Annotated in this window: 21 protein-coding genes; 16 read left to right on the forward strand and 5 right to left on the reverse strand. The window is 68.1% G+C overall.

The window, feature by feature from the left end:
- Positions 1–8: 8 nt before the first annotated feature.
- The 8 genes from AC3A84_RS13615 (at position 9) to flhC (ending at position 6,591) form a co-directional block, all read left to right on the forward strand.
- Positions 9–332 carry an EexN family lipoprotein gene (locus AC3A84_RS13615; RefSeq protein ID WP_009523295.1) on the forward strand — a complete coding sequence of 108 codons (324 nt, stop codon included), beginning with the start codon at positions 9–11 and terminating at the stop codon, positions 330–332.
- Positions 329–1,693, forward strand: coding sequence for a P-type conjugative transfer protein TrbL (gene trbL / locus AC3A84_RS13620; RefSeq protein WP_024537619.1), 1,365 nt, complete (start codon positions 329–331; stop codon positions 1,691–1,693). Before AC3A84_RS13615 ends, trbL begins: the two co-directional genes overlap by 4 nt.
- Before the next feature lie 18 nt (positions 1,694–1,711).
- Entirely contained in the window at positions 1,712–2,416 is a 705-nt protein-coding gene (gene trbF, locus AC3A84_RS13625; RefSeq protein WP_024537618.1) for a conjugal transfer protein TrbF, read from the forward strand.
- Complete coding sequence (gene trbG / locus AC3A84_RS13630; protein WP_487970258.1) at positions 2,413–3,393, forward strand: P-type conjugative transfer protein TrbG; 981 nt, start codon at positions 2,413–2,415, stop codon at positions 3,391–3,393. The genes trbF and trbG overlap by 4 nt, the downstream gene beginning before the upstream one ends.
- Before the next feature lie 2 nt (positions 3,394–3,395).
- Complete coding sequence (locus AC3A84_RS13635; protein WP_024537616.1) at positions 3,396–4,664, forward strand: TraB/TrbI/VirB10 family type IV secretion system protein; 1,269 nt, start codon at positions 3,396–3,398, stop codon at positions 4,662–4,664.
- Positions 4,661–4,906: a DUF2274 domain-containing protein gene (locus AC3A84_RS13640; protein ID WP_024537615.1), complete on the forward strand. Its 246-nt coding sequence runs from the start codon at positions 4,661–4,663 to the stop codon at positions 4,904–4,906. Before AC3A84_RS13635 ends, AC3A84_RS13640 begins: the two co-directional genes overlap by 4 nt.
- Before the next feature lie 748 nt (positions 4,907–5,654).
- Positions 5,655–5,984 carry a flagellar transcriptional regulator FlhD gene (gene flhD, locus AC3A84_RS13645; RefSeq protein WP_092939776.1) on the forward strand — a complete coding sequence of 110 codons (330 nt, stop codon included), beginning with the start codon at positions 5,655–5,657 and terminating at the stop codon, positions 5,982–5,984.
- A 61-nt stretch (positions 5,985–6,045) separates the two neighbouring features.
- Positions 6,046–6,591 carry a flagellar transcriptional regulator FlhC gene (gene flhC, locus AC3A84_RS13650; protein WP_487970261.1) on the forward strand — a complete coding sequence of 182 codons (546 nt, stop codon included), beginning with the start codon at positions 6,046–6,048 and terminating at the stop codon, positions 6,589–6,591.
- A 151-nt stretch (positions 6,592–6,742) separates the two neighbouring features.
- Here the strand turns inward: flhC and AC3A84_RS13655 are convergent, their stop codons facing one another.
- Both AC3A84_RS13655 and AC3A84_RS13660 read right to left on the reverse strand, forming a co-directional pair.
- Positions 6,743–7,300 carry a FlgO family outer membrane protein gene (locus tag AC3A84_RS13655; RefSeq protein WP_487970589.1) on the reverse strand — a complete coding sequence of 186 codons (558 nt, stop codon included), beginning with the start codon at positions 7,298–7,300 and terminating at the stop codon, positions 6,743–6,745.
- 47 nt (positions 7,301–7,347) lie between these two features.
- Complete coding sequence (locus AC3A84_RS13660; protein WP_487970263.1) at positions 7,348–8,082, reverse strand: hypothetical protein; 735 nt, start codon at positions 8,080–8,082, stop codon at positions 7,348–7,350.
- A 252-nt stretch (positions 8,083–8,334) separates the two neighbouring features.
- On the opposite strand from AC3A84_RS13660, the gene AC3A84_RS13665 reads away from it, so the two are divergent.
- Positions 8,335–9,579: an AI-2E family transporter gene (locus AC3A84_RS13665; RefSeq protein WP_487970265.1), complete on the forward strand. Its 1,245-nt coding sequence runs from the start codon at positions 8,335–8,337 to the stop codon at positions 9,577–9,579.
- Between the two features lie 72 nt (positions 9,580–9,651).
- Here the strand turns inward: AC3A84_RS13665 and yccS are convergent, their stop codons facing one another.
- Both yccS and ppc read right to left on the reverse strand, forming a co-directional pair.
- Positions 9,652–11,850, reverse strand: a complete 2,199-nt coding sequence (yccS, locus tag AC3A84_RS13670; RefSeq protein ID WP_487970267.1) for a YccS family putative transporter — start codon at positions 11,848–11,850, stop codon at positions 9,652–9,654.
- Between the two features lie 336 nt (positions 11,851–12,186).
- Positions 12,187–15,057, reverse strand: a complete 2,871-nt coding sequence (gene ppc, locus AC3A84_RS13675) for a phosphoenolpyruvate carboxylase (RefSeq protein ID WP_487970269.1) — start codon at positions 15,055–15,057, stop codon at positions 12,187–12,189.
- A gap of 178 nt (positions 15,058–15,235) precedes the next feature.
- On the opposite strand from ppc, the gene hemC reads away from it, so the two are divergent.
- The 7 genes from hemC to galU all read left to right on the forward strand — a co-directional run bounded on the left by hemC (position 15,236) and on the right by galU (position 24,449).
- Complete coding sequence (hemC, locus tag AC3A84_RS13680; RefSeq protein ID WP_487970271.1) at positions 15,236–16,177, forward strand: hydroxymethylbilane synthase; 942 nt, start codon at positions 15,236–15,238, stop codon at positions 16,175–16,177.
- Positions 16,178–16,183: 6 nt separating this feature from the next.
- Entirely contained in the window at positions 16,184–17,020 is an 837-nt protein-coding gene (locus AC3A84_RS13685) for a uroporphyrinogen-III synthase (protein WP_487970273.1), read from the forward strand.
- Complete coding sequence (locus AC3A84_RS13690; RefSeq protein ID WP_487970275.1) at positions 17,010–18,107, forward strand: uroporphyrinogen-III C-methyltransferase; 1,098 nt, start codon at positions 17,010–17,012, stop codon at positions 18,105–18,107. The genes AC3A84_RS13685 and AC3A84_RS13690 overlap by 11 nt, the downstream gene beginning before the upstream one ends.
- Before the next feature lie 18 nt (positions 18,108–18,125).
- Positions 18,126–19,403, forward strand: a complete 1,278-nt coding sequence (locus tag AC3A84_RS13695; RefSeq protein WP_487970276.1) for a heme biosynthesis HemY N-terminal domain-containing protein — start codon at positions 18,126–18,128, stop codon at positions 19,401–19,403.
- A gap of 285 nt (positions 19,404–19,688) precedes the next feature.
- Positions 19,689–20,318 (forward strand): VOC family protein, encoded by a 630-nt coding sequence (locus tag AC3A84_RS13700; protein ID WP_487970278.1) that lies wholly within the window; start codon positions 19,689–19,691, stop codon positions 20,316–20,318.
- Between the two features lie 201 nt (positions 20,319–20,519).
- A complete protein-coding gene (locus AC3A84_RS13705; RefSeq protein WP_487970279.1) occupies positions 20,520–23,393 on the forward strand; it encodes a valine--tRNA ligase in 2,874 nt (957 codons plus the stop codon).
- 174 nt (positions 23,394–23,567) lie between these two features.
- Positions 23,568–24,449, forward strand: a complete 882-nt coding sequence (galU, locus tag AC3A84_RS13710) for a UTP--glucose-1-phosphate uridylyltransferase GalU (RefSeq protein ID WP_487970281.1) — start codon at positions 23,568–23,570, stop codon at positions 24,447–24,449.
- Positions 24,450–24,577: 128 nt separating this feature from the next.
- Here galU and AC3A84_RS13715 read toward each other — a convergent pair whose 3' ends face one another.
- The gene (locus tag AC3A84_RS13715; RefSeq protein ID WP_092939763.1) at positions 24,578–24,805 is read right to left on the reverse strand and encodes a sulfurtransferase TusA family protein; all 228 of its coding nucleotides are present in this window, start codon (positions 24,803–24,805) and stop codon (positions 24,578–24,580) included.
- Positions 24,806–24,838 lie beyond the last annotated feature (33 nt).

The following is a 24,838-nucleotide window of genomic DNA, read 5'->3' on the forward strand; positions in this document are numbered from 1 at the left end:
GTGTTGCCATGACCCGCGCGCCTGCTTTCTGCGGTCTCGTGCTCTTGCTGGCCGGTTGCGGCCAGCAGGAGGTGCCTTCGGTCGATGCACTCTCGGCCCATCCGGCGCGGCTGCGCTTGCTCAAGGAGCAATGCCGCGCGGGTCAGCTCGACGGCGCGTTATGCGCGCAGGTGGTCAAGGCCGACCTGCGCCGCTTTTTCTCCGGCAAGGCCGGGCCTGATGAGTACCGGACGCTGGCCGAATTGCCGCCGATTCCGGCCAGCTTCGATGAACCCACCGAAGACGGCGAGGCGGTGGCAGCGGCCTTGCCGGGGCAGGAGGACTCGCCATGAATGACATTTCGATCATTGATCGCTTCCTCGATGTGTTCTCGCGCTACATCGACTCGGGCTTCGGCCTGCTGCACGGGGAGGTGGCGTTCCTCACAGCCACGCTGATCGTCATCGACATGACGCTCGCCGGGCTGTTCTGGGCCATGAGCCATGCCAGCGGCCAGGGCGAGGACGTGATCGCCAAGCTGATCCGCAAGGTGCTGTACGTCGGTGCCTTCGCCTACATCATCGGCAACTTCAACACCTTGGCGAGCATCGTGTTCCGCTCGTTCGCCGGGCTGGGCCTGACGGCCAGCGGCTCGACCCTGAGCATGGGTAACTTCTTGCAGCCGGGACGGCTCGCCAAAGTGGGCATCGACGCCGGGGCGCCCATTCTTGAGCAGATCAAGGAGATGGCGGGCTTCCCCGAGGTGTTCATTCACATCATGCCCATCGTCGTGCTGTTCTTCGCATGGATGGTGGTCATCGTCAGCTTCTTCGTGCTGGCGGTGCAGCTTTTCGTGACGCTGATCGAGTTCAAGCTGACCACGCTGGCGGGCTTCGTGCTGGTGCCGTTCGCCCTCTGGAACAAGACGGCATTCCTGGCCGAGAAGGTCTTGGGCAACGTGGTGTCGTCGGGCATCAAGGTGCTGGTACTGGCCGTCATCGTCGGTATCGGCTCGGGGCTGTTCTCCGAGTTCAACATCCCGGCAGGTTCGGAGCCTTCGATCGACCGGGCGCTGGTCATCATGCTGGTCTCGCTGTCCATGCTGGCCCTGGGCATCTTCGGGCCGGGCATTGCGACCGGGCTGGTGTCCGGCGGCCCGCAGCTTGGCGCGGGCGCGATGGCCGGTGCTGCCATCGGCGCAGCCGGAACCGCCGTTGCGGTCGGCGCTGCTGCTACGGGTGTCGGCGGCGCAGTGGCCGCCGGAGCGCGTATGGCGCCCGCAGCCGCCAAAGCAGGGGTCAGTGGCGCCCGTTCGATGGCATCGACCGCCAGCAGCGCCAAGTCGGCCTATCAGGCGGGCTCCGCTTCGGCCGGTGGCGGCCTCCAGGGCGCCGCCGCCGGTGTGGGCAATGTCGCCAAGACTGGCGCGCAGGCAGCCGGGCAGAAGGTGGCCCAAGGCGCACGCTCGATGAAGGAGCGCGTCGCCGCCGCCTTCCGGCCTGATGACGCCGGATCGGCGTCGGGGGACAGTGCCGCACGGGCTGCGAGCGAATCTCCCGTCACAGCCCCATCCACCGCACAACCCGCTTGGGCCAAGCGCCTGCACCGCAGGCAGCAGCTCACCCATGCCGCCACGACCGCCGCCCACACGCTGCGCGGCGGCGACGGCGGCAGCTCCAGCCAGGGGCCAAGCCTGCGTGATTCCGATTCCTGATCTTCAAGGAGAACCCTCATGCGATTCAAAAGACCGCAGGTGCGCTACGCCGATACGCCGCAGCCTGCCACCCCCTACCAATCCGCCGCGCAGGTCTGGGACGACCGTATCGGCTCGGCCCGCGTGCAGGCCAAGAACTGGCGCTTCATGGCCTTTGGCTGCCTCACGTTGGCCGTGCTGATGGCGGGCGGGCTGGTCTGGCGCTCGGCGCAGTCCATCGTCACGCCCTACGTTATCGAGGTGGACAACGCGGGCCAGGTGCGCGCGGTCGGTGAAGCCGCTACGCCGTATCGGCCCAGCGATGCCCAGGTGGCCTATCACCTGGGCCGCTTCATCGGCCTGGTGCGCTCGCTGTCCATCGACCCCATCGTGGTGCGGCAGAACTGGCTGGATGCCTACGACTACACCACTGACAAGGGCGCCGTGGTGCTCAACGAGTACGCCCGCGTGAACGATCCGTTCGCGCGCATCGGCAAGGAGTCGGTGACGGTGCAGATCACCAGCGTGACCCGCGCCAGCGACACGTCTTTCAACGTGCGCTGGACGGAGACGCGCTTTGTCAATGGCGCGCTGGATCGCACCGAACGCTGGAACGCCGTGGTTTCCATCGTGCAGCAGACGCCGCGCACCGAGCAGCGCGTGCGCAAGAACCCTCTGGGTATCTACGTCAACGGGCTGTCGTGGAGCCGCGAACTGGAAGGAAACGAAGGAGCAAAGCCATGAATGATCTTTTCCGTAAATCCGCCTTGCCGATCATGTTGCTTGCCCTCGCGGGCTGCGCCACGCAGGGCAAGCCGCCGCCGTCCATTTCGCTCGATGAGCCGGCGCAGGCGCAGCCGCTGCCGGAGCCGCCTGCGCCTGTGGAAGTGGTGGCCGTGCCGCAGGTGCTGCCGATGCCGGCGCAGATGAAACCTGTGCCGGATGCCAAGCCCACGCCGGAACCCGCCGATGAAACCGTGCGTGTGTCCCGCGTCAACGCCGAGGCGCGCATTGCGCCCACGCGCGAGGGCTACGTCAACGCGATCCAGGTCTGGCCCTTCACCGATGGCGCGCTGTATCAGGTCTATGCGGCCGTGGGCCGCGTGACGGTGATCGCGCTCCAGCCCGGCGAGGAACTGGTGACGGTGGCCGCTGGCGATACCGTGCGCTGGATCGTCGGGGACACATCGAGCGGCAGCGCTGACGCGCTGCGCGTCAATGTGATGGTCAAACCGATCCGCTCGGGCCTGAAGACCAATCTCGTCATCACGACCAGCCGGCGCACCTATCTGCTGGAGCTGACCTCTACCGAAAAGACGTGGATGGCGTCGGTGTCCTGGGAGTACCCGAAGGACAAGATGCTGGCCTTGCAGCGCCAGGCGCAGGCGGCCAGCGCCGCCGCGCCGGTCGATGCCGGGCTGTCGTTGGAGAAGATCCGGTTCCGCTATGCGGTCAGCGGCAGCAATCCGCCTTGGAAGCCGCTGCGCGCCTTCGATGACGGCGAGAAGGTCTATATCCAGTTTCCGCCGGGCATCGCCCAAGGCGAACTGCCGCCGCTGTTCGTCATCGGCGCCCAGGGCGATGGGCAACTCGTCAATTACCGCTTCCGGCCGCCGTACTACATCGTGGATCGCCTGTTCGGCGCCGCCGAACTACGCCTGGGCGGGGACAAGGGCGATGTGGTGCGGATCGAACGTACCGATGGCACGCGGAGGAACTGAGCATGAGCCAGGACGATTCCCCTGACTTTGCGCCGCAGGCGGGCAAGGTCGCGCCCGAGGCGGTGGCGCTGCGCGCCCAGCCGCGCCCGGTCACACGCCTGAACCGGCGCACGCTGGCCATGCTCACCGGTGGCCTGTCGGTCGCCGTGCTCGGGGCCACGATCTGGTCATTGCAGCCGCACCGGCGCGGCGCAGGCGAGCAGACCGAGCTTTACAACGTCGATCGCGTCTCGAAGTCCGAGGGGCTGGATGGCCTGCCTTCGGATTACTCCAAGCTGCCGCGAAAGGTGCCCGAGCTGGGGCCGCCGCTGCCGGGCGACCTTGGCCCGGCCATCGTGAAGGCGCAGCAGCCGGTGACGCCCACCTACGCGCCGCCGGGCCACGACCCGGAGGATGCACGGCGCAAGGAAGCTGAAGCGGCAGCAGCTTCCTCGGTGTTCTTCCGCTCGGGCACGCCTGGCAAGACCGCCGCGCCAGCGGCTGCGCAAGTCGCTGCGGCTGGCCAAGCATCGGCCTTGGCGGGCTTCGACCCGCTCGCCGCCGGGCCGGCCTCGACGGCGGCCCAGCCCGCCGACCCGACCGCTGTGCAGAATCGACAAGACCAGAAAGAGGCGTTCCTGAAAGGCGGCTCTACGGAAACCCGCAATTCCGGGAATCTGAAAATGCCGTCCTCGCCGTATCAGGTGATGGCCGGGACGGTGATCGCTGGCGCGCTGGTGACAGGCATCAAGTCCGATCTTCCGGGCGACGTGATCGCCACGGTGACGGAGCCGGTCTACGACACGGCCACGGGCAAGTTCCTGCTGATTCCGCAGGGCTCGCGCATCCTGGGCCGCTACAACAGCCAGGTCAGCTATGGACAGAGCCGGGTGCAGGTGGTTTGGAACCGCATCATCCTGCCGGACACGTCCTCGCTGACGCTGGACAACCTCGTCGGCACCGATCCGGCCGGCTATTCGGGCCTGGAAGACGGTGTGGACTACCACTGGAGCCGCATCGTCGCCGGTGCGGCGCTGACGACGCTGCTGGGCATCGGCGCCGAGTTGGCCGCGCCGGAGAACCGGCAGGACGGCAACCGCATCGTGATCGCCGGGCGCGACAGCGCACAGGACAGCATCAACCAGGTCGGGCAGGAGATGACCCGGCGCAACATGAACATCCAGCCGACGCTGACCGAGCGGCCCGGCCTGCCGGTGCGGATCATCGCCAACCGCGATCTGGTGCTGCGTCCGTACCAGCCAATGTTCTTCCAGCGGGGAGCGATGCAATGAGCACGACCAAGAAACTGCGGCTCGGGCCACTGCCCAAGACCGAGAGCGTCAAGCTGACCTTCGCTTGCCCGGCCAGCCTGAGGGCCACCCTCGACCGCTATGCCGCGCTGCACGCGCAGGCATATGGCGAGACCGTCGATGCAACGACGCTTATCCCGCACATGCTGGAGGCGTTCATGGCGGGGGATCGGGGATTCAGGAAGGGCACGGCGACACGGAGCGCGCCAACGAAGCCGACATGATGGCGTCGCGTACCAATGGCATCCGTCGAACGCGCAGCCCCAGGCTGCGCGTTCTTCATTCTCTGGATGCCGCACGCAAAGCCTCTTGGGCTATGATGGTGCGACAGGCCCGCCGTTCCTCGGCAATCCCGCACGCTCCAGCGCGATCCGGCTTTCCCTCCCGACGCTCCTATGTGGCTCCTAGCCCACAAGGCCGCACTTCCGCAAAGTGGCCTGAAAACGAGCTAACCTACTGTCCCATATACGGTTTCAAGCTCTGCGTGATTTGCACGAAGGACTTGACACCAGAACTTTTTTGTTTCCGGACGGGGCCAATGTCCCTGCAGGCGGTGCTCGCCCCCGCCTGCAGCGCGAAGTGCGCTAGCATTTTAAGAGCACCCGGCATCCCGCAATAAGAAGGCGATCCACCGCATTCGTAGGCGCTTCGGTGGCGCGGCCATATGTAACAGTCGGACGGCCTTCCATCAGCCCACCCGACGAGTGGCGGCACTGGCGCAGCACGGGGCCTGAGGCACGCTGACCGGAGCCACCAGGGGGAAGGGGCATCCGCCCGCCCCGCAGGCGCATTCAAGCGAGACACGCCTGTAAGGCAAATTCCTACAAGGGCGTCTCGCCGACCAGACGCCACGCGCAGCCACCCCCCGACTTAATTTCTGATTGGGCCGAATTCACAATCCATTTCAACGGATCACGCAAGACATGCAGACCGCATGCAACGCGATCCGGGTACTGGAAAAAGGACTGACCCATGACCTCCGAACAACTGCTCGCCGAAATCCGTGAAGCCAACCTCACCTACCTGATGTTGGCCCAGACGCTGATTCGCCACGACAAGGCGGAGGCGGTGTTCCGTCTGGGTCTGAACGAAGACGCGGCCGACCTGCTGGCCTCGCTGTCGTCGGCGCAAGTGCTCAAGCTGGCATCGCGCAACACGCTGCTGTGCAGCTTCCGGGTGGATGACAACATGGTGTGGAGCCTGCTCACCAACCACAACACGCCCAAGAAGGTCGGCAACGAGGCGACCAACGCGCTGCACGCCAACATCCTGATGGCCAGCCGCGTCTCCGAAGTGCTCTGAAGCGCTTTCGCACCGCCCTCGCCTGCCTCCCGTCCAGCCGTCACCCCAAAGAAAGCCCGCCATGTCCGCAGCAGCACCCGTCAAGAGCGTTCTGAACGAATCCAAGCAGATCGAGCGCGCTGCGCTGCTGATCCAGATGGGCGCCCGCATGCAGGTGCTGGAATCGGAAACCACGCTCTCCTATGAGCGGCTGATCCGCCTCTATAAAGAGATCGCTGGCAAATCGCCCTCCAAGGGCCAGCTGCCCTTCTCGACGGACTGGTTCCTGACCTGGCAGGAAAACATCCACTCGTCGCTGTTCCTGAACATCTACCAGTACCTCTCCAAGGGCGTGGATCTGGATTCGGTGGAACTGCTGACCAAGGCCTATCGCCTGTACAACGAACAGGTCTCCATGTCGGGCATCGAGCCGCTGCTGTCCTTCACCCGCGCCTGGCGACTCATCAAGTTCGTGGATGCCGGCATGCTCACGCGCACGGAATGCACGCAGTGCGGCGGCCAGTTCGTCACCGAGCTGTACGAGAACCGGGGCTACACCTGTGGCCTGTGCAACCCGCCCGCCCGCGCAGGCAAGAGCAAGAGCGCCGGAGCGCTGATGCTGCACTGAGCATCGACGGATGCACCATGCAGGGCCCCAGAGGCCCTGCAACGCTTGTCGCTCCATCGCCTCCAGCTATCAATAAAGTAGCAAGCGCACTTCATTCGGATGCACCCGCGAAATGGCGTGCCCCGCGCGCATGCACGCCAGCCAGCGCACTCTATTGCGCCATCAGCAGACCACGCACGGTGGCATCCATCGGCAGCGCATAGTCGTAGGCGGCCAGCACCACGTTGCCTGACGGGTGAACCAGCTTGAGGCTGATGAAGACCGCACGCGGCGACGCCGCATAGGTGCCCACCAGCACGGCCTGCGCGGCCTGGGCCTGCGCCACTTCGCGCGCTTCGCCCGACAGCAGCAGCGCGCCCTGGCCCGAGCGCATGGCCAGGGTCTCGCGCAGCTTGAGCTCCGTCACCCGCAGGCCGCGCTGCGCCAGACGGCCCGCGAGCTGCTCCGACACCAGCCGACCCAGCCGGGATGACTCGGACAGCCGGTCGATCTGCACGATGGTGGCGACCATCAACGGCAGCGCGGGGTCCAGCGGCGGGCTCTGCATGAGCAGCGCATCGACGGCGGCGTAGTTGGCGCCGACCAGATCGACAGGCGTGGCCCCTGCGGCGGCGCCGTAGTAATAACTCGCGCAACCGGAGCTGCCCAGCACCGCCACCATGGCAGCGCCCAGCGCGGCCGCGCTGCGCAGGCCGCGGCGCCGGCCCATGTCAGGCAGCGCGGCCGAAGGCCCGGCGCCAGACGGCAGGATGGGCTTCATGGCACCACCCTCCAGGTGCGCAGTGTCGCGGCCGGCACGGCGGCAGCCGGCTCAGGCAAGGGGGTCTGGTAGAGCTTCACATCGTCCTGCGCAATGGAATAGACGTCGGAGGTCCGCGCCAGCAGGCGCTGCTCGCGCTCCAGCGACGTGGTCACCAGGATCTCGGAGCGCAGCGGGCCGGCAGGTGCTGCGGGGACATGGGCGATGGGGCCGTAGCCCGCAGACCCGCGCTCCACCTGGATGCCGTCCGCCAGCCAGGCGCCGCGGCTGGTGAGCGGCGCGCCGGCGTGGTGCTGCACCAGCTGCGTGATCACGCGAAGTTCCAGCGGTGTGGGATCGGTGCTGACCGCCAGGCCCCGCTCCACCAGATGGGTCGCCAGCAATTGGCGCAGACCGCGTCCGAAGCCGGACGGATCGGGCGAAGGAACGATGTAGATCGGATGCTCGCCAGGCGGCCAGTCGCGCAGGCGTTCGGCCAGATGGGTGGCGATGTCGGCGGCCATCACGTCCCAGTGATGGGCGGCGCGAGAAGTCAGCTGCGAGGACGGCGCGTAGGCCGCAGGGGCCGGCACGTCCAGCCGCGCAGCGCAACCGGCCAGTGCCGAGGAGAGCAGCAAGGCGGCCGCCAGCGACGCCAGCATTAGCGACGACGACGAGCGCGCGCGACGCGGCGGCTGGATCCCGGCGTCGGTACGGCATGAAGCGCTGGAGGCGCAGGATTCGAATGGCATGCGGGAATGCTAAGCGTGCCGGCCACGCCTGAAACGGCCGAACAGCGCGGACTTTCGGTGGCTGCTCGCCGGCTGGGAATGCACTGGGGCCTTTTATTGCTATTTTATTTATAGCTAAATGCCCTTATAAAGCGAGGGCCTCGACACCTTTTCACCTTAAAAAACCCTCGCAATCAGCCGGCAGGATGGCTTTGCGTCCCTCAGGCTCCGGCCTACGCACGGCGCGGTCCGCGCCGAAGCACAATCCAGGGCATGCCAGAAACGCAGCCAGACTCCTCCCACCCGGCCCGGGCCGGCGCCGGACCCGCCACGCCGCCCGATCAACCCGCCCCCCAGCCGCCTGATCCGCCCCCTGCAGCCGAAGCCGCGCAGGGCGCACCGCCGAAAGCCGATGCCCCCCATGTGCTGCTGCAAATGCCGGTGGACGTGCGCAGTGTGTCTCTGGCGCTGATCGCACTCTTTCTGGGCATCGGCATGCTGCACTGGGCCAGCGCGGTATTCATTCCGCTGATGCTGAGCGTCCTGCTCACCATCTCGCTGCAGCCGGCCGTGCAGTGGCTGCACCGCTGGCGCGTGCCGCGCGCGGTGGGTGCCGGCCTGCTGCTGATGGGCATCATCGGCGGACTGGGCGGCACGGCCTGGTCGCTGAGCGAAGGAGCGTCGCAGCTCGTCGATTCGCTGCCGGTAGCTGCGCGGAAGGTGCGCGATGCCGTGCGCCAGAGCGTGCCTGGCGTGAGCCCGCTGGACACCATGCAGAAGGCCGCCACCCAACTGGAGCAGGCCGCCTCGGAAAGCGTGCCGCCGCAGACCCGGCGCGGCGTGCAGCGCGTGGTGGTCGAGCGCCCGCCCTTCAACATCCGCGACTACGTCTGGAGCGGCACCATGGGCCTGGCCTCAGCGGTCGGGCAGATGACGGTGGTGGTCTTCCTCACCTTCTTCTCGCTGGCATCGGGCAGCCTCTTTCGTCGCAAGCTGATGCGCATCGCCGGCACCAGCCTGGAACGCCGCAAGATCACCATGGAAGTGCTGGACGACATCACGGGCCAGATCCAGCGCTATCTGCTGGTCCAGGTTTTCACCAGCTTGCTCGTGGGCGCGGCGACCTGGGCGGCCTATGCCGCCCTGGGTCTGCAGAACGCCGTTGTCTGGGGCGTGGTGGCCGCAGCACTGAATCTGGCGCCCTACGTGGGCTCGCTGCTGGTCACCGGCGCGTCGGCGCTGGTGGCCTTCCTGCAGTTCGGCACGCTGGACATGGCACTGGCCATCGGCGGAGCCTCACTCGTCATCCACACCATCATCGGCAATCTGGTCACTCCCTGGCTCACCAGCCGCACCAGCCGCATGAGCCCGGTGGCGGTGTTCGTGAGCGTGCTGGCCTGGGGCTGGCTATGGGGGCTCTGGGGTCTGCTGCTGGGCATTCCGGTGATGATGGTCGTCAAGGCCATCTGCGACAGGGTGGACGATCTGCGGCCCGTGGGCGAGCTCCTGGGCGACTGACGCGGGGCACGGGCGGCCTTACCGCCCCGCCCCACGATGGCGAGGCCATCCGGTCGTGGAGTCTGCACGCCCTCAAGCAGGTATGCGAAGCGGGCGCGCAGCAGGCTCGGTGCTTGCCGGCCCGGCCACCAGTTGCGCAGCCATCGCACCCAGTGGCGCAATCTGCCGGCAGACCAGCGCCAGTTGGGTGAGCACCAGGCGCAGCGGCTCGCCGGCCCTATCAGCCTGTCGCTCCAGCGCATCGGCCAGTGCCGCAGCCGCGCCGCCGTCCGGCTCGGGAGCCCGGCGCTCCAGCAGCGCCTGCGCGATGCGGTCGATCTGAGCGGCGGCATGCTCGGCCGCCTGCGTGACCAGGGGCTCGTCCTCCTGCGCATCCAGCTGGCCGCGGTGCGCACCCAGAGCCGAGAGGAAATTCAGCAGCGTATGCGAGAGCACCAGCATCTGCATGCCCTGGCGCACATGCCGACGCACGGAGCGCGGCTCCTGCAGCATCTGCGAGAGCGCGGTGGAGAGCGCCGCATCGGCGTTGTGCGCCGTGCGGCGCGCCAGTCGGTAGTCCAGGTCATCCACCTTTCCGGTGGCGTACTGCGACATGATCTCGCGCAGGTAGAACCCGTTGGAACGCACGGCCTGCGCCACCACGGCGGCCAGGCGCCGGCCTTGCCAGTCCGGAAGCACCAGCAGCATGGCCACCGCGGCGATGGCGCTGCCCAGCAGCGTATCCACGAGACGCGGCCAGATCAGGGCGTAGCCATTGCCTGTGCTCTGGTTGAAGCACATCAGCACCAGCAGCGTGATGGCCGCCGTCGCCAGCAGATAACGCTTGGTGCGCGTGACGAAGAACAGCACGCCCGAGGCCACCGCGATGAGCGCCTGCACGTGCAGGCTGGGAAAGAGCCGCAAGAGCGCCCAGCCCGCCACCAGCCCCAACGCCGTGCCCAGCACGCGCTGCGTGACCTTGGAGAGCGTGGCGCCATAGGTAGGCTGGCAGACGAAGAGCGTGGCCAGCGGAATCCAGTACCCATGGGACGGATCGGTGAACTGCATCACCGCGCAGCCGGCGGCCAGGGCCAGCGACAGGCGCACCGCATGGCGCGCCAGTGGCGAGCCCGCATTCAACTGTGCACGTACGCGGGCCCAGGCATCGGCCAGAGAGCGCGGGGTGCGGTCGAACAGGCTGCTGTCGCCCGGGCGCTCGCCGCCCTCGGGGCGGGAAGCGGCCACCAGCTGCGCATCCAGGGTGGTCAGGTTGCGCGTCAGCGCGCGCAGGGAGCGCAGTGGGCGCTGCCACGCCGGCTGCTGCTGGCGTTCCAGATAGGCGATGGAGTCGTTCAGGTCGGCCAGTGCGCGCTCCGCTTCACCGTCGCGCAAGTAAGGCTGGTGCAGTTGCAGCGCCTCGGCCACCTGCGAGCAATCGACGCCCTGCAGCTTGAGCACCCGCTGGCAGCGGTAGAGCACATCGCTGTGGAACAGCACGTCGGCCCATTCGTTGTAGTGATAGTGGGAGGAGCTCGCGCGTTCGTGGATGTCCTGCGCCACGAAGTAGAGATTCAGGTGGCGCAGCAGGCGCCCCGTGGGCGGCTGGCGACCCAGGCGGGAAAAGAGGCTTTCCTTGGCGGTGTTGAGCGCGGCGACCACGCGGCCGTTGGTCTGCGCCAGGGCCAGGCGGCGGCGCTCCATGTCCACGGCGCGCACGGGCTCGAACACGCTGGCTTTCAGGCGGAGGTAGGCGCCCAGCTCGCGGTAGAGCTGCGCCAGGTTCTGGCGCACCGGCTGGTGGGGGAACAAGGCGCACCAGGCCAGCGACAAGGCGCCGTACCACGCCGCCCCGGCCAGGAGCAGCACCGGCACCAGCCAATGCGGCAGACCGGACCCATGGCCGGGCGCGACGCTGATGGCGGTGTACATCGCCAGAATGACGGTGGCCGATGCGATGGCCCGGTAGCGCTCACCCATGGCGCCCAGCATCGTGAAGCCGAAGGTGGAACAGGCCAGCCCCAGCACGAACAGCGGCGGCCAGGCCAGCAGCGCCTGCACCGAGAAGGCTGCGAGTGCGAAGCAGCCCAAGGTGACGACGATGGCCCGCACCCGGCCTTGCCAGCTGTCGTCGGTCTCGGCGAGCGCCATGGCGATGATGCCGAGGAAAAGCGGCGTCACCAGGGGCACATGGCCCAGTGCCCAGCACAGCGCCATCACGCTGCTGAGCGCGACGAACACCCGCAGGCTGTAGACGAAATCGTCTTTCGCCCAGAGGCGCCGCAACAAACCCATCCATCCGTTATCCACAATCACTCCCGCACTCTCACCAACGAAAACAGGCCCGCAAGGGGCCTTGGAGCCTATGGACGATCCCGTGGGGGATCATCGCAGGGCATCGCAGCGCCATCGGAACGATCATGCGCACGATGGGTCGCCGAACCGAAAGGCAGCGGCATACGGCACCGGGGATGAACCGCCGCGCCATTCGCTCGGCACCACGCTGTGCTGCCACTTGAGCGCACTCCTCGCCCCCCGAAAGACGCGCCGCCAGGAACACGGTCGGCAGGCATCCTACGATGCCCTGCCGGCTTGCAAGTTCCGCGCCGGGTGCGGCCGGACAGCGCTCCTTCAACCCGTGTTGCGCAGCCCGGCCGCGATGCCGTTGATGGAGATGTGGATCCCGGTCTGCACGCGCTCGTCGCCCTTGCCGGCGCGCCAGCGGCGCACCAGCTCGACCTGCAGATGGTGCAGCGGGTCGATGTAGGGAAAGCGGTGGCGGATGGAGCGCGCCAGCGCGGTGTTGCCCGCCAGGCGCTGCTTCTCGCCGGTGATGCGGGCCAACGCCTCGCCGGTGCGCTGCCATTCGGCCTCGATGGCGCCGAACACCTTGCGGCGCAGGCGTGCGTCGGTCACCAGTTCGCTGTAGCGCGAGGCCAGCGCCAGATCGCTCTTGGCCATCACCATGTCCATGTTGGACAGCAGCGTGCGAAAGAACGGCCACTGCCGGTACATGCGCTGCAAGAGGGCCAGCCGCGCCTTCGGGTCTTCGCCCGGCGCCTTGATGAAAGCCTCCACCGCCGAGCCGAAGCCATACCAGCCCGGCAGCGTGAGCCGGCATTGACCCCAGCTGAAGCCCCAGGGAATGGCGCGCAGGTCTTCGATCTTCTGGCTGGGCTTGCGCGATGCGGGGCGCGAGCCGATGTTCAGTTCGGCGATCTCGCGGATCGGGGTGGAGTTGAAGAAGTAGTCGGTGAATCCCGGCGTTTCATAGACCAGCGCGCGATAAGCGCCCATGCTGGCCTGCGACAGCTGCGCGGCTGCTTCCAGGAAGGCCTTGGTGGCCGGTTTCGTGGGCTGCAAGAGCGTCGCCTCCAGCGTGGCGGCGACGAGCGTTTCGAGGTTGCGCCGGCCGATCTCGGGGTTGGCGTACTTGGAGGCGATGACCTCGCCCTGCTCGGTCAGGCGGATCTGCCCGCGCACCGTGCCGGGCGGCTGCGCCAGGATGGCCTGGTAGCTCGGGCCGCCGCCACGCCCCACCGTGCCGCCCCGGCCATGGAACATGCGCAGCTGGATCGGCGCGGCCGGCTGGGCCGCCGCGTTCATTTCATCGAACAGGGCCACGAGCGCGATCTCGGCGCGGTAGAGCTCCCAGTTGCTCGTGAAGATGCCGCCGTCCTTGTTGCTGTCGCTGTAGCCCAGCATGATGTCTTGCTCGGCGCCGCTGGCGCGCACCAGCGCGGCGACGCCCGGCACCGCATACAGCTCGCGCATGATGGGCGCGGCATTGCGCAGGTCTTCGATGGTCTCGAAGAGCGGCACCACGATCAGATCGGCACGCGCGGCTTGCGGGCCGGCGTCCAGCGTGCCGTGCATCAGGCCCACTTCCTTTTGCAGCAGCAGCACTTCGAGCAGGTCGCTCACGGTTTCGGTGTGGCTGATGATGTAGTGGCGGATGGCCTGTGCGCCGAAGCGCTCGCGCATCACCCGGGCGGCCTCGAAGATCGCGATCTCGCCGGTGGTGTGCTCGGAATAGGCGGCGCCCACCACGCGCAGCGGCCGCGCGTCGCACAGCAGGCTCAGCAGCAGATCGCGCCGCCGGGCTTCATCGAGCGCGGCGTAGTCCGCCTCGATGCGGGCGGTGGCCAGCAGCTCGGCCACCACGCGCTCGTGCTGGTCGGAGCTCTGGCGCAGGTCCACCGTCGCCAGGTGGAAGCCGAACACCTCCACGGCGCGTACCAGCGGGTGCAGGCGCTCGGCCACCATGCCCGCGCCGCCATGGGCGCGCAGGGACGACTCGATCACGCGCAGGTCGGCCAAAAACTCCTCGGCCTGGGCGTAAGGGTTCTGCGGCGCGACGGCATGGCGCGCCGCGTCGCCGCCGGTCAGCTGCTTGAGCGTGGCCGCCAGCCGGGCGTAGATGCCCGTGAGCGCGCGGCGATAGGGCTCGTCCTGCCGGTGCTCGCTCGCATCGGGCGAGCGCTCGGCCAGAGCCTGCATCTCGGGTGACACGCGCACCAGCCGGGCCGACATGGACAACTCGCCACCCAGGTAATGCACTTCGGTCAGGTAGTGGCGCAGTGCCACCTCGGCCTGGCTGCGCAGCGCCAGCTCCAGCGTGGCCGCGGTGACGTTGGGGTTGCCGTCGCGGTCGCCGCCGATCCACTGGCCCATGCGCAGGAAGCTCGCCACCGGCTGGTCGCCCAGCTCGCGCTCCAGATCGGCGTAGATCTTGGGGATCTCGCTGAGGAAGGTGGATTCGTAGTAGGAGAGCGCGTTCTCGATCTCGTCGGCCACCGTGAGCTTGGAATAGCGCAGGAGGCGCGTCTGCCAGAGCTGGGCCACGCGGGCGCGGATGCAGGCCTCGTTGGCGGCCAGATCACGCGGCGTGATGGCGTCCTTGGCACTGTTGTAGAGCTGCGCACGCGCAGCGATGTCGTCGCGCTCGGTGAGCAGGCGGGCGATGTCGCGCTCGGCATCGAGGATGCTCTTGCGCTGCACCTCGGTGGGATGGGCGGTGAGCACCGGCGCCACGTAGCTGGTCGCCAGCGTCTGCGCGACGGTACGCGGCGCGATGCCGGCCCAGCGCAGCCGCGCCAGCGCGACCTCGATGCTGCCCTCCTGCGCACTGCCGGCACGCTCGTGCACGGCGCGGCGGCGGATGTGGTGGCGGTCCTCGGCCAGGTTGGCCAGGTGGCTGAAATAGGTGAAGGCGCGGATGACGCTGACGGTCTGGTCGCCCGTCAGGCCCTTGAGCAGCTTCTTGAGCGCCTTGTCGGCCTCCTGGTCGGCATCGCGGCGGAAGGCCACCGAGAGCGTGCGCACCTGCTCGACCAGATCGTATGCGGCCACCCCTTCCTGCTCGCGGATCACGTCGCCCAGGATGCGGCCGAGCAGGCGGATGTCCTGTATCAGCGGCAGATCCTTGTCGGTCCTGCGGACGGCAGCAGGGGCTGCGGGCGCGCGGACTGCGGCATCGGGCTTGCGGGGGGACGCATTCATGCAGAGATCTCCATCCGCCGGGCCTGCGCGCGGCGTGTTGTTGTGAGTAGATATGACTTGTGTCAACAAGGGTGCTGCAGTGCAGCATGCTAGCATTCCCCACGCCACGCCAAGCCCCCGTTTCGGGGCGATCGCGCCCCCCTTTTCCGCCCCGGCAGCCCTGCCGAAACCCGCGATGATGACCCCTGCCTCTACGCCCGCCCTCACCCTCACCATCGCGACGCGCGAAAGCCGACTGGCCCTGTGGCAGGCCGAGCACGTGCAAGCCCTGCTGCGCGGGCGCGGCCATGCCGTGGACCTGCTGGGCATGACCACCAAGGGCGACCAGATCCTGGACCGCTCCCTCAGCAAGGTGGGCGGCAAGGGCCTGTTCGTCAAGGAGCTGGAAGTGGCGCTGGAAGAAGGCCGCGCCCACATCGCCGTGCATTCGCTCAAGGACGTGCCCATGGAGCTGCCCGAGGGCTTCGCGCTGGCCTGCGTGATGGAGCGCGAAGACCCGCGCGATGCCTTCGTCTCGCCCCGCTACGCCCGGCTGGCCGATCTGCCCCAGGGCGCGGTGGTGGGCACCTCCAGCCTGCGCCGCCAGGTGCTGATCAAGGCACTGCGCCCCGATCTGCGCATCGAGCCGCTGCGCGGCAACCTCGACACGCGCCTGCGCAAGCTGGACGAAGGCCAGTACGACGCCATCGTGCTCGCCGCCGCCGGGCTCAAGCGCCTGGGCCTGACGGACCGCATCCGCGCCATCTTCGAGCCCACCGAGATGCTGCCCGCCGCCGGCCAGGGTGCCCTCGGCATCGAGGTGCGCACCCAGCGTGCCGATCTGATCGAAGCCCTCGCGCCGCTGATGCACCGCCCCACGGCGCTGGCCGTGACGGCCGAGCGCGCCGTGAGCCGCGCGATGGGCGGCAGCTGTTCCATGCCGCTGGCCGCGCATGCGCAATGGCAGGCCGACGGCAGCCTGCGGCTCGACGCCGCCTGGGGCGACCCCGAAGGCCTGAGCCCGCTGGTGCACGCCAGCGCCACCACCGCCGTGGCGTCGGCGGCCGATGCCGAGGCGCTGGGCGCCGATGTCTCCCAGCAACTGCGCGCAGGCGGCGCCACGGGCCCCGCAACGGCCTGACGCCCCATGCCCGCAGCCCTGGCCCGCCGCGCCATCGTCACCCGCCCCGCGCGCGACGCGGCCCAGTGGGTGGCCGACCTGCAACAGCGCGGCGTGCCGGCAGTGGCCTTGCCGCTCATTGCCATCGGCCCGGCCACGCAGCCGGCGCTGCAGGCCGCACTGCAGCAGGCCCGCGCCGACCTGGGCCGCTGGCGCGCGCTCATGTTCGTGAGCGGCAATGCCGTGCACTACTTCTTCGGATCAGAATCGGCTGGAGCGCCCGTTTCTCCTGCACCCAACGCTATTCAATTCAGAGCATGGTCCCCCGGCCCCGGCACCCGGCAAGCCTTGCTGGATGCGGGCGTTGCCGCCGCCGCCATCGACAGCCCCGCCCCGGATGCCGCGCAGTTCGACTCCGAAGCCCTCTGGCACCAGGTGCAGGCCCAGGTACAGCCGGGCGACCGGGTATTGATCGTGCGAGGCACCACGCCGGAAGCCGCGGCCAGCCCTGGCGCCGCCGGCGGACGGGGCCGCGACTGGCTGGCACGGCAGATCGAAGCGGCCGGCGGGCAGGTGGACTTCATCGCCGTCTATGAGCGGGGAGCACCGCGCCTGGACGCCCCCCAGCTCGCGCTCGCACGGCAGGCGGCGCACGACGGCTCGATCTGGCTGCTGAGCAGCTCCGAAGCCATCGCCCACCTCTCGGCCGCCGTGCCCGGGCAGGACTGGCAGCGCGCCCATGCGCTCTGCACCCATCCACGCATCGCGGAGGCCGCCCGCAAGGTCGGTTTCGGCGTGGTGAACGAATGCCGGCCCGCTCTTTCGGATGTGGTCGGGTCGATAGAATCCTTGTATGAGTTCTGAGCCCACCCCAGGCCTGCCGCCGACCGCATCCGCTGGCTCCAGCGCCCGCGCTGCCGCACGGCTGTCGGCCAGTGCCCGCCTGGGCCTCTCCGCGCTGGGCTGCATCGCGCTGGCCGCCCTGGTGGCCAGCCTGCTGCTGTGGCAGCGCCTCTCCGGCATCCAGGAACAGCTGGCGCGCCAGTCTGCCGATTCCGGCGCGCAGGCCATCGAGGCCCGCTCCATGGCCCGACAGGCACAGGATCTGGCGCGCGACATCGCCGCCAAGCAGGCCGTGGCCGATGCGCGGCTGAACGAGGTCACCCTGCAGCGCCGCCAGCTCGAAGAGCTCATTCAGAGCCTCTCGCGCACCCGCGACGAGAACCTGGTGGTGGACATCGAATCGGGCCTGCGCCTGGCCCAGCAGCAAGCGCAGCTGACCGGCAACCTCGAACCGCTGGTAGCCTCGCTGCGCAGCGCGCAGCAGCGCATCGAACGCTCGGCCCAGCCGCGCCTCGCGCCCGTGCAGCAGGCCATCGAACGCGACCTGGATCGCCTCGGCCGCGCCTCGGTCACCGACACCGCCGGCCTGCTCGGCCGCATCGACGACCTGATCCGGCAGGTGGACGACCTGCCGCTGCTCAACGCCGTGGCACACGCATCGGCCATGCGCCGCATGGCTGCGGCACAAGGCGCCGACGACGCCCCGGCAACGCCAGCATCCACCGCCGGCCTGCCGCGCTGGCAGGCGGTGCTGGCCAGCGCCTGGGAAGTGGTGCGCGATGAGATGCGCGGCCTGTTGCGGGTCACCCGCATCGACCGGCCCGATGCCATGCTGCTGGCGCCCGAGCAGGCGTTCTTCTTGCGCGAGAACCTCAAGCTCAAGCTGCTCAACGCCCGGCTGGGCGTGCTGGCGCGCCAGCTCGACTCCGCCCGTTCCGATCTGGCAGCAGCCAACACGGCGCTCAACCAGTATTTCGACCCGGCATCGCGCCGCACCCAGGCCGCGGCCACCACGCTGCAGCAGGCGCAGACCCATCTCAAGACCGCGCAGCTGCCGGGCATCGACGATTCCCTGGCCGCGCTGGCTACCGCCGCCGCGGGTCGCTGAAGCCGGGAGCAACGACGCATGCGCGCAGCACTCTGGCTTCTCGGGCTCTTCGGCGTCGCCGTGGCGGTGGCGCTCTTCGCAGGCAACAACCAGGGCTCGGTGACGCTGTTCTGGCCCCCCTATCGCATCGACCTTTCGCTCAACCTGGTGCTGGTGCTGGCCGTCGGTGGCTTCGGACTGATCTACGCAGCGCTGCGCGGCCTGGCCGCACTGCTGGCCCTGCCGCGCCAGGCACGCCGCTGGCGCGTGCAGCAGAAGGAACGGGCCATGCACGGAGCGCTGATGGATGCGCTGTCGCAGCTGCTGGCCGGCCGCTTCCTTCGCTCGCGCAAGGCTGCCGTCGCCGCACTGGCGCAGGAACGGGCCCTCGACGGCGCGGGAGCCCCCGTGCCGCACGGCCGACAGCTGCGCACGCTGGCCCATCTGGTGGCCGCCGAAGCCTCCCACGCACTGCAGGACCGCGCCACGCGCGCCTCGCACCTCGATCACGCACTGAACAACATCCCCGACCGCGCCCCGTTGAGCGAACTGGAGCTGCGCGAAGGCGTGCAACTGCGTGCAGCGCGTTGGTCGCTGGACGAGCGCGACGCGCCCGCTGCGCTCGAATGGCTGGCCGCCCTGCCCCAGGGCGCCGCCCGGCGCACGCTGGCGCTGCGCGCCCGCCTCAAGGCCGCACGCATGTCGCGCCACCCGCAGGACGCGCTGGACACCGCCCGGCTGCTGGGCAAGCACCGCGCCTTCTCGCCGGCCGCCGCGCAGAGCATGGTGCGCGGGCTGGCCATGGAACTGATCGACGGCGCGCACGACACGGCCCAGCTGCAGCGGCTCTGGCAAGACCTGGAACCCGGCGAACGCGCCATGCCCGAGCTGGCCGTGCATGCCGCGCAGCGCCTGGCGCAGCTGGGCGGCGATGCGGCCCTGGGCCGCAGCTGGCTGCAGCCCGCCTGGGAGCGGCTGGCCGATCCGGCAGCCGACCTGCCCGAGACGCTGGCACTGAAGCTGGTGCGCACCCTCGAAAACCATCTGGACGGGCTGGATGCCCCGTGGCTGGCACGCATCGAGACCGCGCAGCAGAACAACCCGCGCAACCCCGCGCTGCTCTACCTCTCGGCCGCAGCCTGCCTGCGCCGCCAGCTCTGGGGCAAGGCGCAGCAGCGCTTCACCCAGGCCACGCAGCAGCTGGGTGACCCCACGCTGCGCTGCCGCGCCTGGCGCCACCTGGCCGAACTGGCCGAGGAACGCGGCGACGCCGAGGCTGCCGCCACCGCCTGGAAGAACGCGGCGCTGGCGCACTGAGGCAGAGCGGCGCTCGCCGGTCGTCTCTACAGGCAGCGGACAAGCCCCTCTGCGCCGCCGCACGCTGCATCCCTCCCCATCCCCTCCCTGCAAGGCACGGCAGGCCAGAGGCCGGCCACACCCCAGCTATCCACGCTCGCGGCACAGCCTGGCTATCGGCGGGCCAGCAGCGCGCGCGTCCCGGGACGCAGCGGCATATCCCCTGGCGACTTCACTGCGCCGAAATTCCTCTAACGTGAATTAATTACGAATAGTAGAATTTCGTAAAACATCCAGGAGACTCGCATGAACGCCGTCATGACCCCCGCCGCCTTCGCCGCGCTGCCGGCTCCGGCTGCCGTCCAGCAGCTGCATCACTATGCGTACAAGGCGCGCGATGCGGAAGAGACGCGCCACTTCTACGAAGACATCCTGGGCCTGCCGCTCTATCACATCATCCAGAGCGACCATGTGCCCAGTACGGGCGAATACTGCCCCTATACGCACTTCTTCTTCCGGTTGCGCGACGGCTCCTTCATCGCCTTCTTCGACCTGGGCGACGACGTGAAGGCCGAGCCTTCGCCGAACACGCCCGCCTGGGTCAATCACATCGCCTTCCGCGTCGATACGGTGGAGGAGCTGGCCCGCACCAAGGCACGGCTGGAGGCGCACGGGATCGAGGTGCTGGGCGTCACCGACCACCACATCTTCAAGAGCATCTATTTCTTCGACCCCAACGGCATCCGCCTGGAACTGGCTGCACAGCTGGCGAGCGACGAAGAAATGGCCAGGGACAGCACCATCGCCCACCAGCGCCTGCGCGAATGGACGGCGCGCAAGGAGGAATGGCGCCGCCAGCGCGCCGCCGGGCAGGCGGCCGCACCGCTCAAGCCGCAGACCAATGACCGGCCCGAATACGGCGGCTCCAGCCACTGAACGCTATTGAAACAATAGCTGCATGCGCTTTATTTGTGAGCGCTGCAGGCAGCTTTCGCGCTGAATCCGCGCGGGCAGATGCCGCCGCCTCCAGAACGGCCTGCCTCCGCGGGTCGCGCCGGTAAAATCGGCGCCATCGTCCATCGCCAACCCCACGGCATCTTGTGCGCAAGATGCCGTTTTTCCTTCCATTTGCCCGCCATGAGTGACACCCCTTCGCAGCCCGGCCTTGAGAGCCTGTCCAAATCGTTCGAGCCCGCCGCCCTGGAAGCCCACTGGGGCCCCGAGTGGGAGCGCCGCGGCTACGGCATGGCAGGCCACCGCGGCACGCAGCAGCCCGACGCGAACGCGCCCGCCTTCGCCATCCAGCTGCCACCGCCCAACGTGACCGGGACGCTGCACATGGGCCATGCGTTCAACCAGACCATCATGGACAGCCTCACGCGCTACCACCGCATGCTGGGCCACAACACGCTGTGGGTGCCAGGTACGGACCACGCCGGCATCGCCACGCAGATCGTGGTGGAGCGCCAGCTGCAGGAACAAGGCGTGAGCCGCCACGACCTGGGCCGCGAGAACTTCGTGGAGAAGGTCTGGGAATGGAAGGAAAAGAGCGGCAACACCATCACCACCCAGATGCGCCGCCTGGGCGACAGCGTGGACTGGAGCCGCGAGTACTTCACCATGGACGACAAGCTCTCCAAGGTGGTGACCGACACCTTCGTGAAGCTCTACCAGCAGGGCCTGATCTACCGCGGCAAGCGCCTGGTCAACTGGGACCCGAAGCTGCAGTCCGCCGTGTCGGATCTGGAAGTGGAGAGCGAAGAGAAGGACGGCTCGCTCTGGCACATCGCCTACCCGCTCACCGACGGCAGCGGCAGCCTCACGGTGGCCACGACGCGCCCTGAGACCATGCTGGGCGACGTGGCGCTGATGGTCCACCCCGAGGACGAGCGTTACGCCGCACTCGTCGGCAAGACCGTGACCCTGCCCCTGGTGGGCCGCGAGATTCCCATCATCGCCGACGCCTACGTCGATAAGGAATTCGGCACCGGCGTGGTCAAGGTCACGCCCGCGCACGACCCCAACGACTACCAGGTGGGCCAGCGCCACGGCCTGCCCATGATCGTGGTGCTGACCCTGCAGGCCACCATCAACGAGAACTCCCCCGAAAAGTACCGCGGCATGGACCGCTTCGTGGCCCGCAAGGCCATCGTGGCCGACCTGGAAGCCGCCGGCGCGCTGGTCGAGACCAAGAAGCACAAGCTGATGGTGCCCATCTGCGTACGCACCGGCCAGGTGGTGGAACCCATGCTGACCGACCAGTGGTTCGTCTCCATGAGCGAAGTCGGCAAGGGCGACCCTACCGGCAAGTCCATCGCGCAGAAGGCCATCGACGCCGTGGCATCCGGCCAGGTGCAGTTCGTGCCCGAGAACTGGGTCAACACCTACAACCAGTGGATGAACAACATCCAGGACTGGTGCATCAGCCGCCAGCTCTGGTGGGGCCACCAGATCCCGGCCTGGTACGACGAGGCCGGCAACGTGTACGTGGCCCGCAACGAAGCCGAAGCCCAGGCCCAGGCCGGCGCGGGCGCCAAGCTCACGCGCGATGCCGACGTGCTGGACACCTGGTATTCGTCGGCCCTGGTGCCGTTCTCTTCGCTCGGCTGGCCCGAGGCGCTGGATGACGCATCGCCCACCAAGGACTACGACCTCTACCTGCCCTCGTCCGTGCTGGTCACGGGCTACGACATCATCTTCTTCTGGGTCGCCCGGATGATCATGATGAGCACGCACTTCACCGGCCGCGTGCCGTTCAAGCACGTGTACATGCACGGCCTGGTGCGCGACGCGCAGGGCAAGAAGATGAGCAAGTCCGAGGGCAACGTGCTCGACCCGGTCGATCTGATCGACGGCATCGCGCTGGACCCCCTGCTGGACAAGCGCACCACCGGCCTGCGCCGCCCCGAGACCGCGCCCCAGGTGCGCAAGAACACGCAGAAGGAATTCCCCGAGGGCATTCCCGCCTACGGCGCCGATGCGCTGCGCTTCACCTTCGCGGCGCTCGCCAGCCTGGGCCGCAACATCAACTTCGACAGCAAGCGCTGCGAGGGCTACCGCAACTTCTGCAACAAGCTCTGGAACGCCAGCCGCTTCGTGCTGATGAACTGCGAGGGCCGCGATTGCGGCCTGGACGACCACGCGCCCACCGCATGCGATGGCGAATACCTGCAGTTCAGCCAGGCCGACCGCTGGATCGTGTCGCTGCTACAGCAGGTCGAGGCCGAAGTCGCCAAGGGCTTCGCTGAGTTCCGCCTGGACAACGTGGCCAATGCGGTCTACGACTTCGTCTGGAACGAGTTCTGCGACTGGTACCTGGAAATCGCCAAGGTGCAAATCCAGACCGGCAACGAGGCCGAGCAGCGCGCCACGCGCCGCACGCTGATCCGCACGCTGGAGACCATCCTGCGCCTGGCCCACCCGATCATCCCGTTCATCACCGAGGGCCTCTGGCAGCAGGTGGCGCCGGTGGCCGGCCGCGCGGGCCCGTCGGTCAGCATTGCGGCCTACCCGCTCGCACAGCCCGAGAAAATCGACCCGGCCGCCGTCGCCCATGTGGCGAAGCTCAAGTCGCTGGTGGATGCCTGCCGCACGCTGCGCGGCGAGATGAACGTCTCGCCCGCCACGCGTCTGCCGCTCTACGTGGTGGGCGACACGGCCTTCATGCGTGGCGCCGCGCCTGTGCTGCAGGCCCTGGCCAAGCTGAGCGAAGTCAAGGTCTTCGACGACGAAGCGGCCTGGGCCGCCGCGGCACAGGCTGCGCCCGTCGCGGTGGTGGGCGAGGCGCGCATGTGCCTGCACATGGAGATCGACGTCGCCGCCGAAAAGGCCCGCCTGTCCAAGGAAGTCCTGCGCATCGAAGGCGAGATCGCCAAGGCCGGTGCCAAGCTCTCCAACGAAGCCTTCGTCGCCAAGGCGCCGCCCGCGGTGATCGACCAGGAAAAGAAGCGTGTGGCCGACTTCGGCGCAACGCTCTCGCGCCTGAAGGACCAACTGGCACGGCTCGGCTGAATCCCACCCGTCGTTCATCACCCGAAGGGTGCGGGCCACTGCGACTCGCAGCCTGCTTGTGATGAACGCGGCGAAGGATGCGCAGGGCCATGCTATTTGGCGCAATCGACTACAGGGCGTTACCTTCCTCGCCTTTATGATCCTCACCGACTTTCATCACCACGCACGCATTGCATGACCAAATCCATTCCAACGATTCGCAAGGCCGTTTTTCCCGTGGCAGGTCTGGGCACCCGCTTCCTGCCGGCCACCAAGGCCCAGCCCAAGGAAATGCTGCCCGTCGTGGACAAACCACTGATCCAGTACGCCGTCGAAGAAGCCTATGCTGCAGGCATCCGGCAGATGATCTTCATTAACGGCCGCAACAAGCGCGCCATCCCCGACCACTTCGACACCGCCTACGAGCTCGAATCCGAACTCGAATCGAAGGGCAAGGACGACCTGCTGGCGCTGGCACGCTCCATCGTGCCCGACGACATGGAGTGCATCTACATCCGCCAGCCCAAGGCTCTGGGCCTGGGCCATGCCGTCTATTGCGCGCACAGCGTGGTGGGCAACGACCCGTTCGCCGTGCTGCTGGCTGATGACCTGATGGTCGGCAAGCCCCCCGTGCTCAAGCAGATGGTGGAGCAGTTCGCCGAATGGCAGGCCACGATCCTGGCCGTGCAGGAAGTGCCCGAAGAACACACGCGCCGCTACGGCATCGTGGCTGGCAAGCCGGTCAACGACCGCCTGCTGGAACTTTCGCACATGGTCGAGAAGCCTGCGCCGGAGGACGCACCTTCGCGCCTGGGCGTGGCCGGCCGCTACATCCTCACGCCCGGCGTGTTCCGCGAGATCGCAGCCCTGCCGCGCGGCGTGGGCGGCGAGATCCAGCTCACCGACGGCATCGCCGCGCTGATGCGCCGCGAAAAGGTGTTCGCCTACCGCTACGACGGCAAGCGCTACGACTGCGGCAGCAAGGAAGGGTTCCTCGAAGCCAACGTCGAACTCGCGCTGGACCACCCCCAGTTGGGCGCGGACTTCCGCAAATACCTCAAGAACCTGTCTCTCTGAGCGTTTCGGTCACCCTACAGGTGGCTCACCAACGACAAGGCCCGCAATTGCGGGCCTTTTTTCTGGGCATCGGGGGCGGTACACGTGGTGCCGTGGCCCACCGAGGCGCTCTCGGTGCTGGCGCCGCGTCAGCGCCGGCGCAGCACGTGGATGAACTCTTCGCCCACGGTCTGCTGCTCCACCAGCTCGTTGCCGGTCTGCTTGGCGAACGCCTGGAAATCACGCAGCGAGCCGCCATCGGTCGCCAGCACCTTCAGCAACTGGCCGCTGACCATCCCCGCGAGCGCCTTCTTGGCCTTCAAGATGGGCAGCGGGCAGTTCAAGCCGCGGGTGTCGATTTCCTGGTGGATGTGCATCGGTGATTCCTGAAGGTGGTCGGATATTTTAGG

The organism is Paracidovorax sp. (assembly GCF_057642795.1).

What these genes read in the sequence shown, in the direction of transcription:
- flhD (WP_092939776.1), top strand. Translation starts at nt 5,655, where the DNA reads ATGACCTCCGAACAACTGCTCGCCGAAATCCGTGAAGCCAACCTCACC.
- AC3A84_RS13705 (WP_487970279.1), top strand. Translation starts at nt 20,520, where the DNA reads ATGAGTGACACCCCTTCGCAGCCCGGCCTTGAGAGCCTGTCCAAATCG.
- ppc (WP_487970269.1), bottom strand. Translation starts at nt 15,057, where the DNA reads ATGAATGCGTCCCCCCGCAAGCCCGATGCCGCAGTCCGCGCGCCCGCA.
- AC3A84_RS13640 (WP_024537615.1), top strand. Translation starts at nt 4,661, where the DNA reads ATGAGCACGACCAAGAAACTGCGGCTCGGGCCACTGCCCAAGACCGAG.
- AC3A84_RS13685 (WP_487970273.1), top strand. Translation starts at nt 16,184, where the DNA reads ATGCCCGCAGCCCTGGCCCGCCGCGCCATCGTCACCCGCCCCGCGCGC.
- galU (WP_487970281.1), top strand. Translation starts at nt 23,568, where the DNA reads ATGACCAAATCCATTCCAACGATTCGCAAGGCCGTTTTTCCCGTGGCA.
- AC3A84_RS13665 (WP_487970265.1), top strand. Translation starts at nt 8,335, where the DNA reads ATGCCAGAAACGCAGCCAGACTCCTCCCACCCGGCCCGGGCCGGCGCC.
- AC3A84_RS13635 (WP_024537616.1), top strand. Translation starts at nt 3,396, where the DNA reads ATGAGCCAGGACGATTCCCCTGACTTTGCGCCGCAGGCGGGCAAGGTC.
- AC3A84_RS13715 (WP_092939763.1), bottom strand. Translation starts at nt 24,805, where the DNA reads ATGCACATCCACCAGGAAATCGACACCCGCGGCTTGAACTGCCCGCTG.
- hemC (WP_487970271.1), top strand. Translation starts at nt 15,236, where the DNA reads ATGACCCCTGCCTCTACGCCCGCCCTCACCCTCACCATCGCGACGCGC.
- AC3A84_RS13695 (WP_487970276.1), top strand. Translation starts at nt 18,126, where the DNA reads ATGCGCGCAGCACTCTGGCTTCTCGGGCTCTTCGGCGTCGCCGTGGCG.
- yccS (WP_487970267.1), bottom strand. Translation starts at nt 11,850, where the DNA reads ATGGGTTTGTTGCGGCGCCTCTGGGCGAAAGACGATTTCGTCTACAGC.
- AC3A84_RS13615 (WP_009523295.1), top strand. Translation starts at nt 9, where the DNA reads ATGACCCGCGCGCCTGCTTTCTGCGGTCTCGTGCTCTTGCTGGCCGGT.
- trbG (WP_487970258.1), top strand. Translation starts at nt 2,413, where the DNA reads ATGAATGATCTTTTCCGTAAATCCGCCTTGCCGATCATGTTGCTTGCC.
- AC3A84_RS13660 (WP_487970263.1), bottom strand. Translation starts at nt 8,082, where the DNA reads ATGCCATTCGAATCCTGCGCCTCCAGCGCTTCATGCCGTACCGACGCC.
- AC3A84_RS13690 (WP_487970275.1), top strand. Translation starts at nt 17,010, where the DNA reads ATGAGTTCTGAGCCCACCCCAGGCCTGCCGCCGACCGCATCCGCTGGC.
- AC3A84_RS13700 (WP_487970278.1), top strand. Translation starts at nt 19,689, where the DNA reads ATGAACGCCGTCATGACCCCCGCCGCCTTCGCCGCGCTGCCGGCTCCG.
- trbF (WP_024537618.1), top strand. Translation starts at nt 1,712, where the DNA reads ATGCGATTCAAAAGACCGCAGGTGCGCTACGCCGATACGCCGCAGCCT.
- AC3A84_RS13655 (WP_487970589.1), bottom strand. Translation starts at nt 7,300, where the DNA reads ATGGGCCGGCGCCGCGGCCTGCGCAGCGCGGCCGCGCTGGGCGCTGCC.
- flhC (WP_487970261.1), top strand. Translation starts at nt 6,046, where the DNA reads ATGTCCGCAGCAGCACCCGTCAAGAGCGTTCTGAACGAATCCAAGCAG.
- trbL (WP_024537619.1), top strand. Translation starts at nt 329, where the DNA reads ATGAATGACATTTCGATCATTGATCGCTTCCTCGATGTGTTCTCGCGC.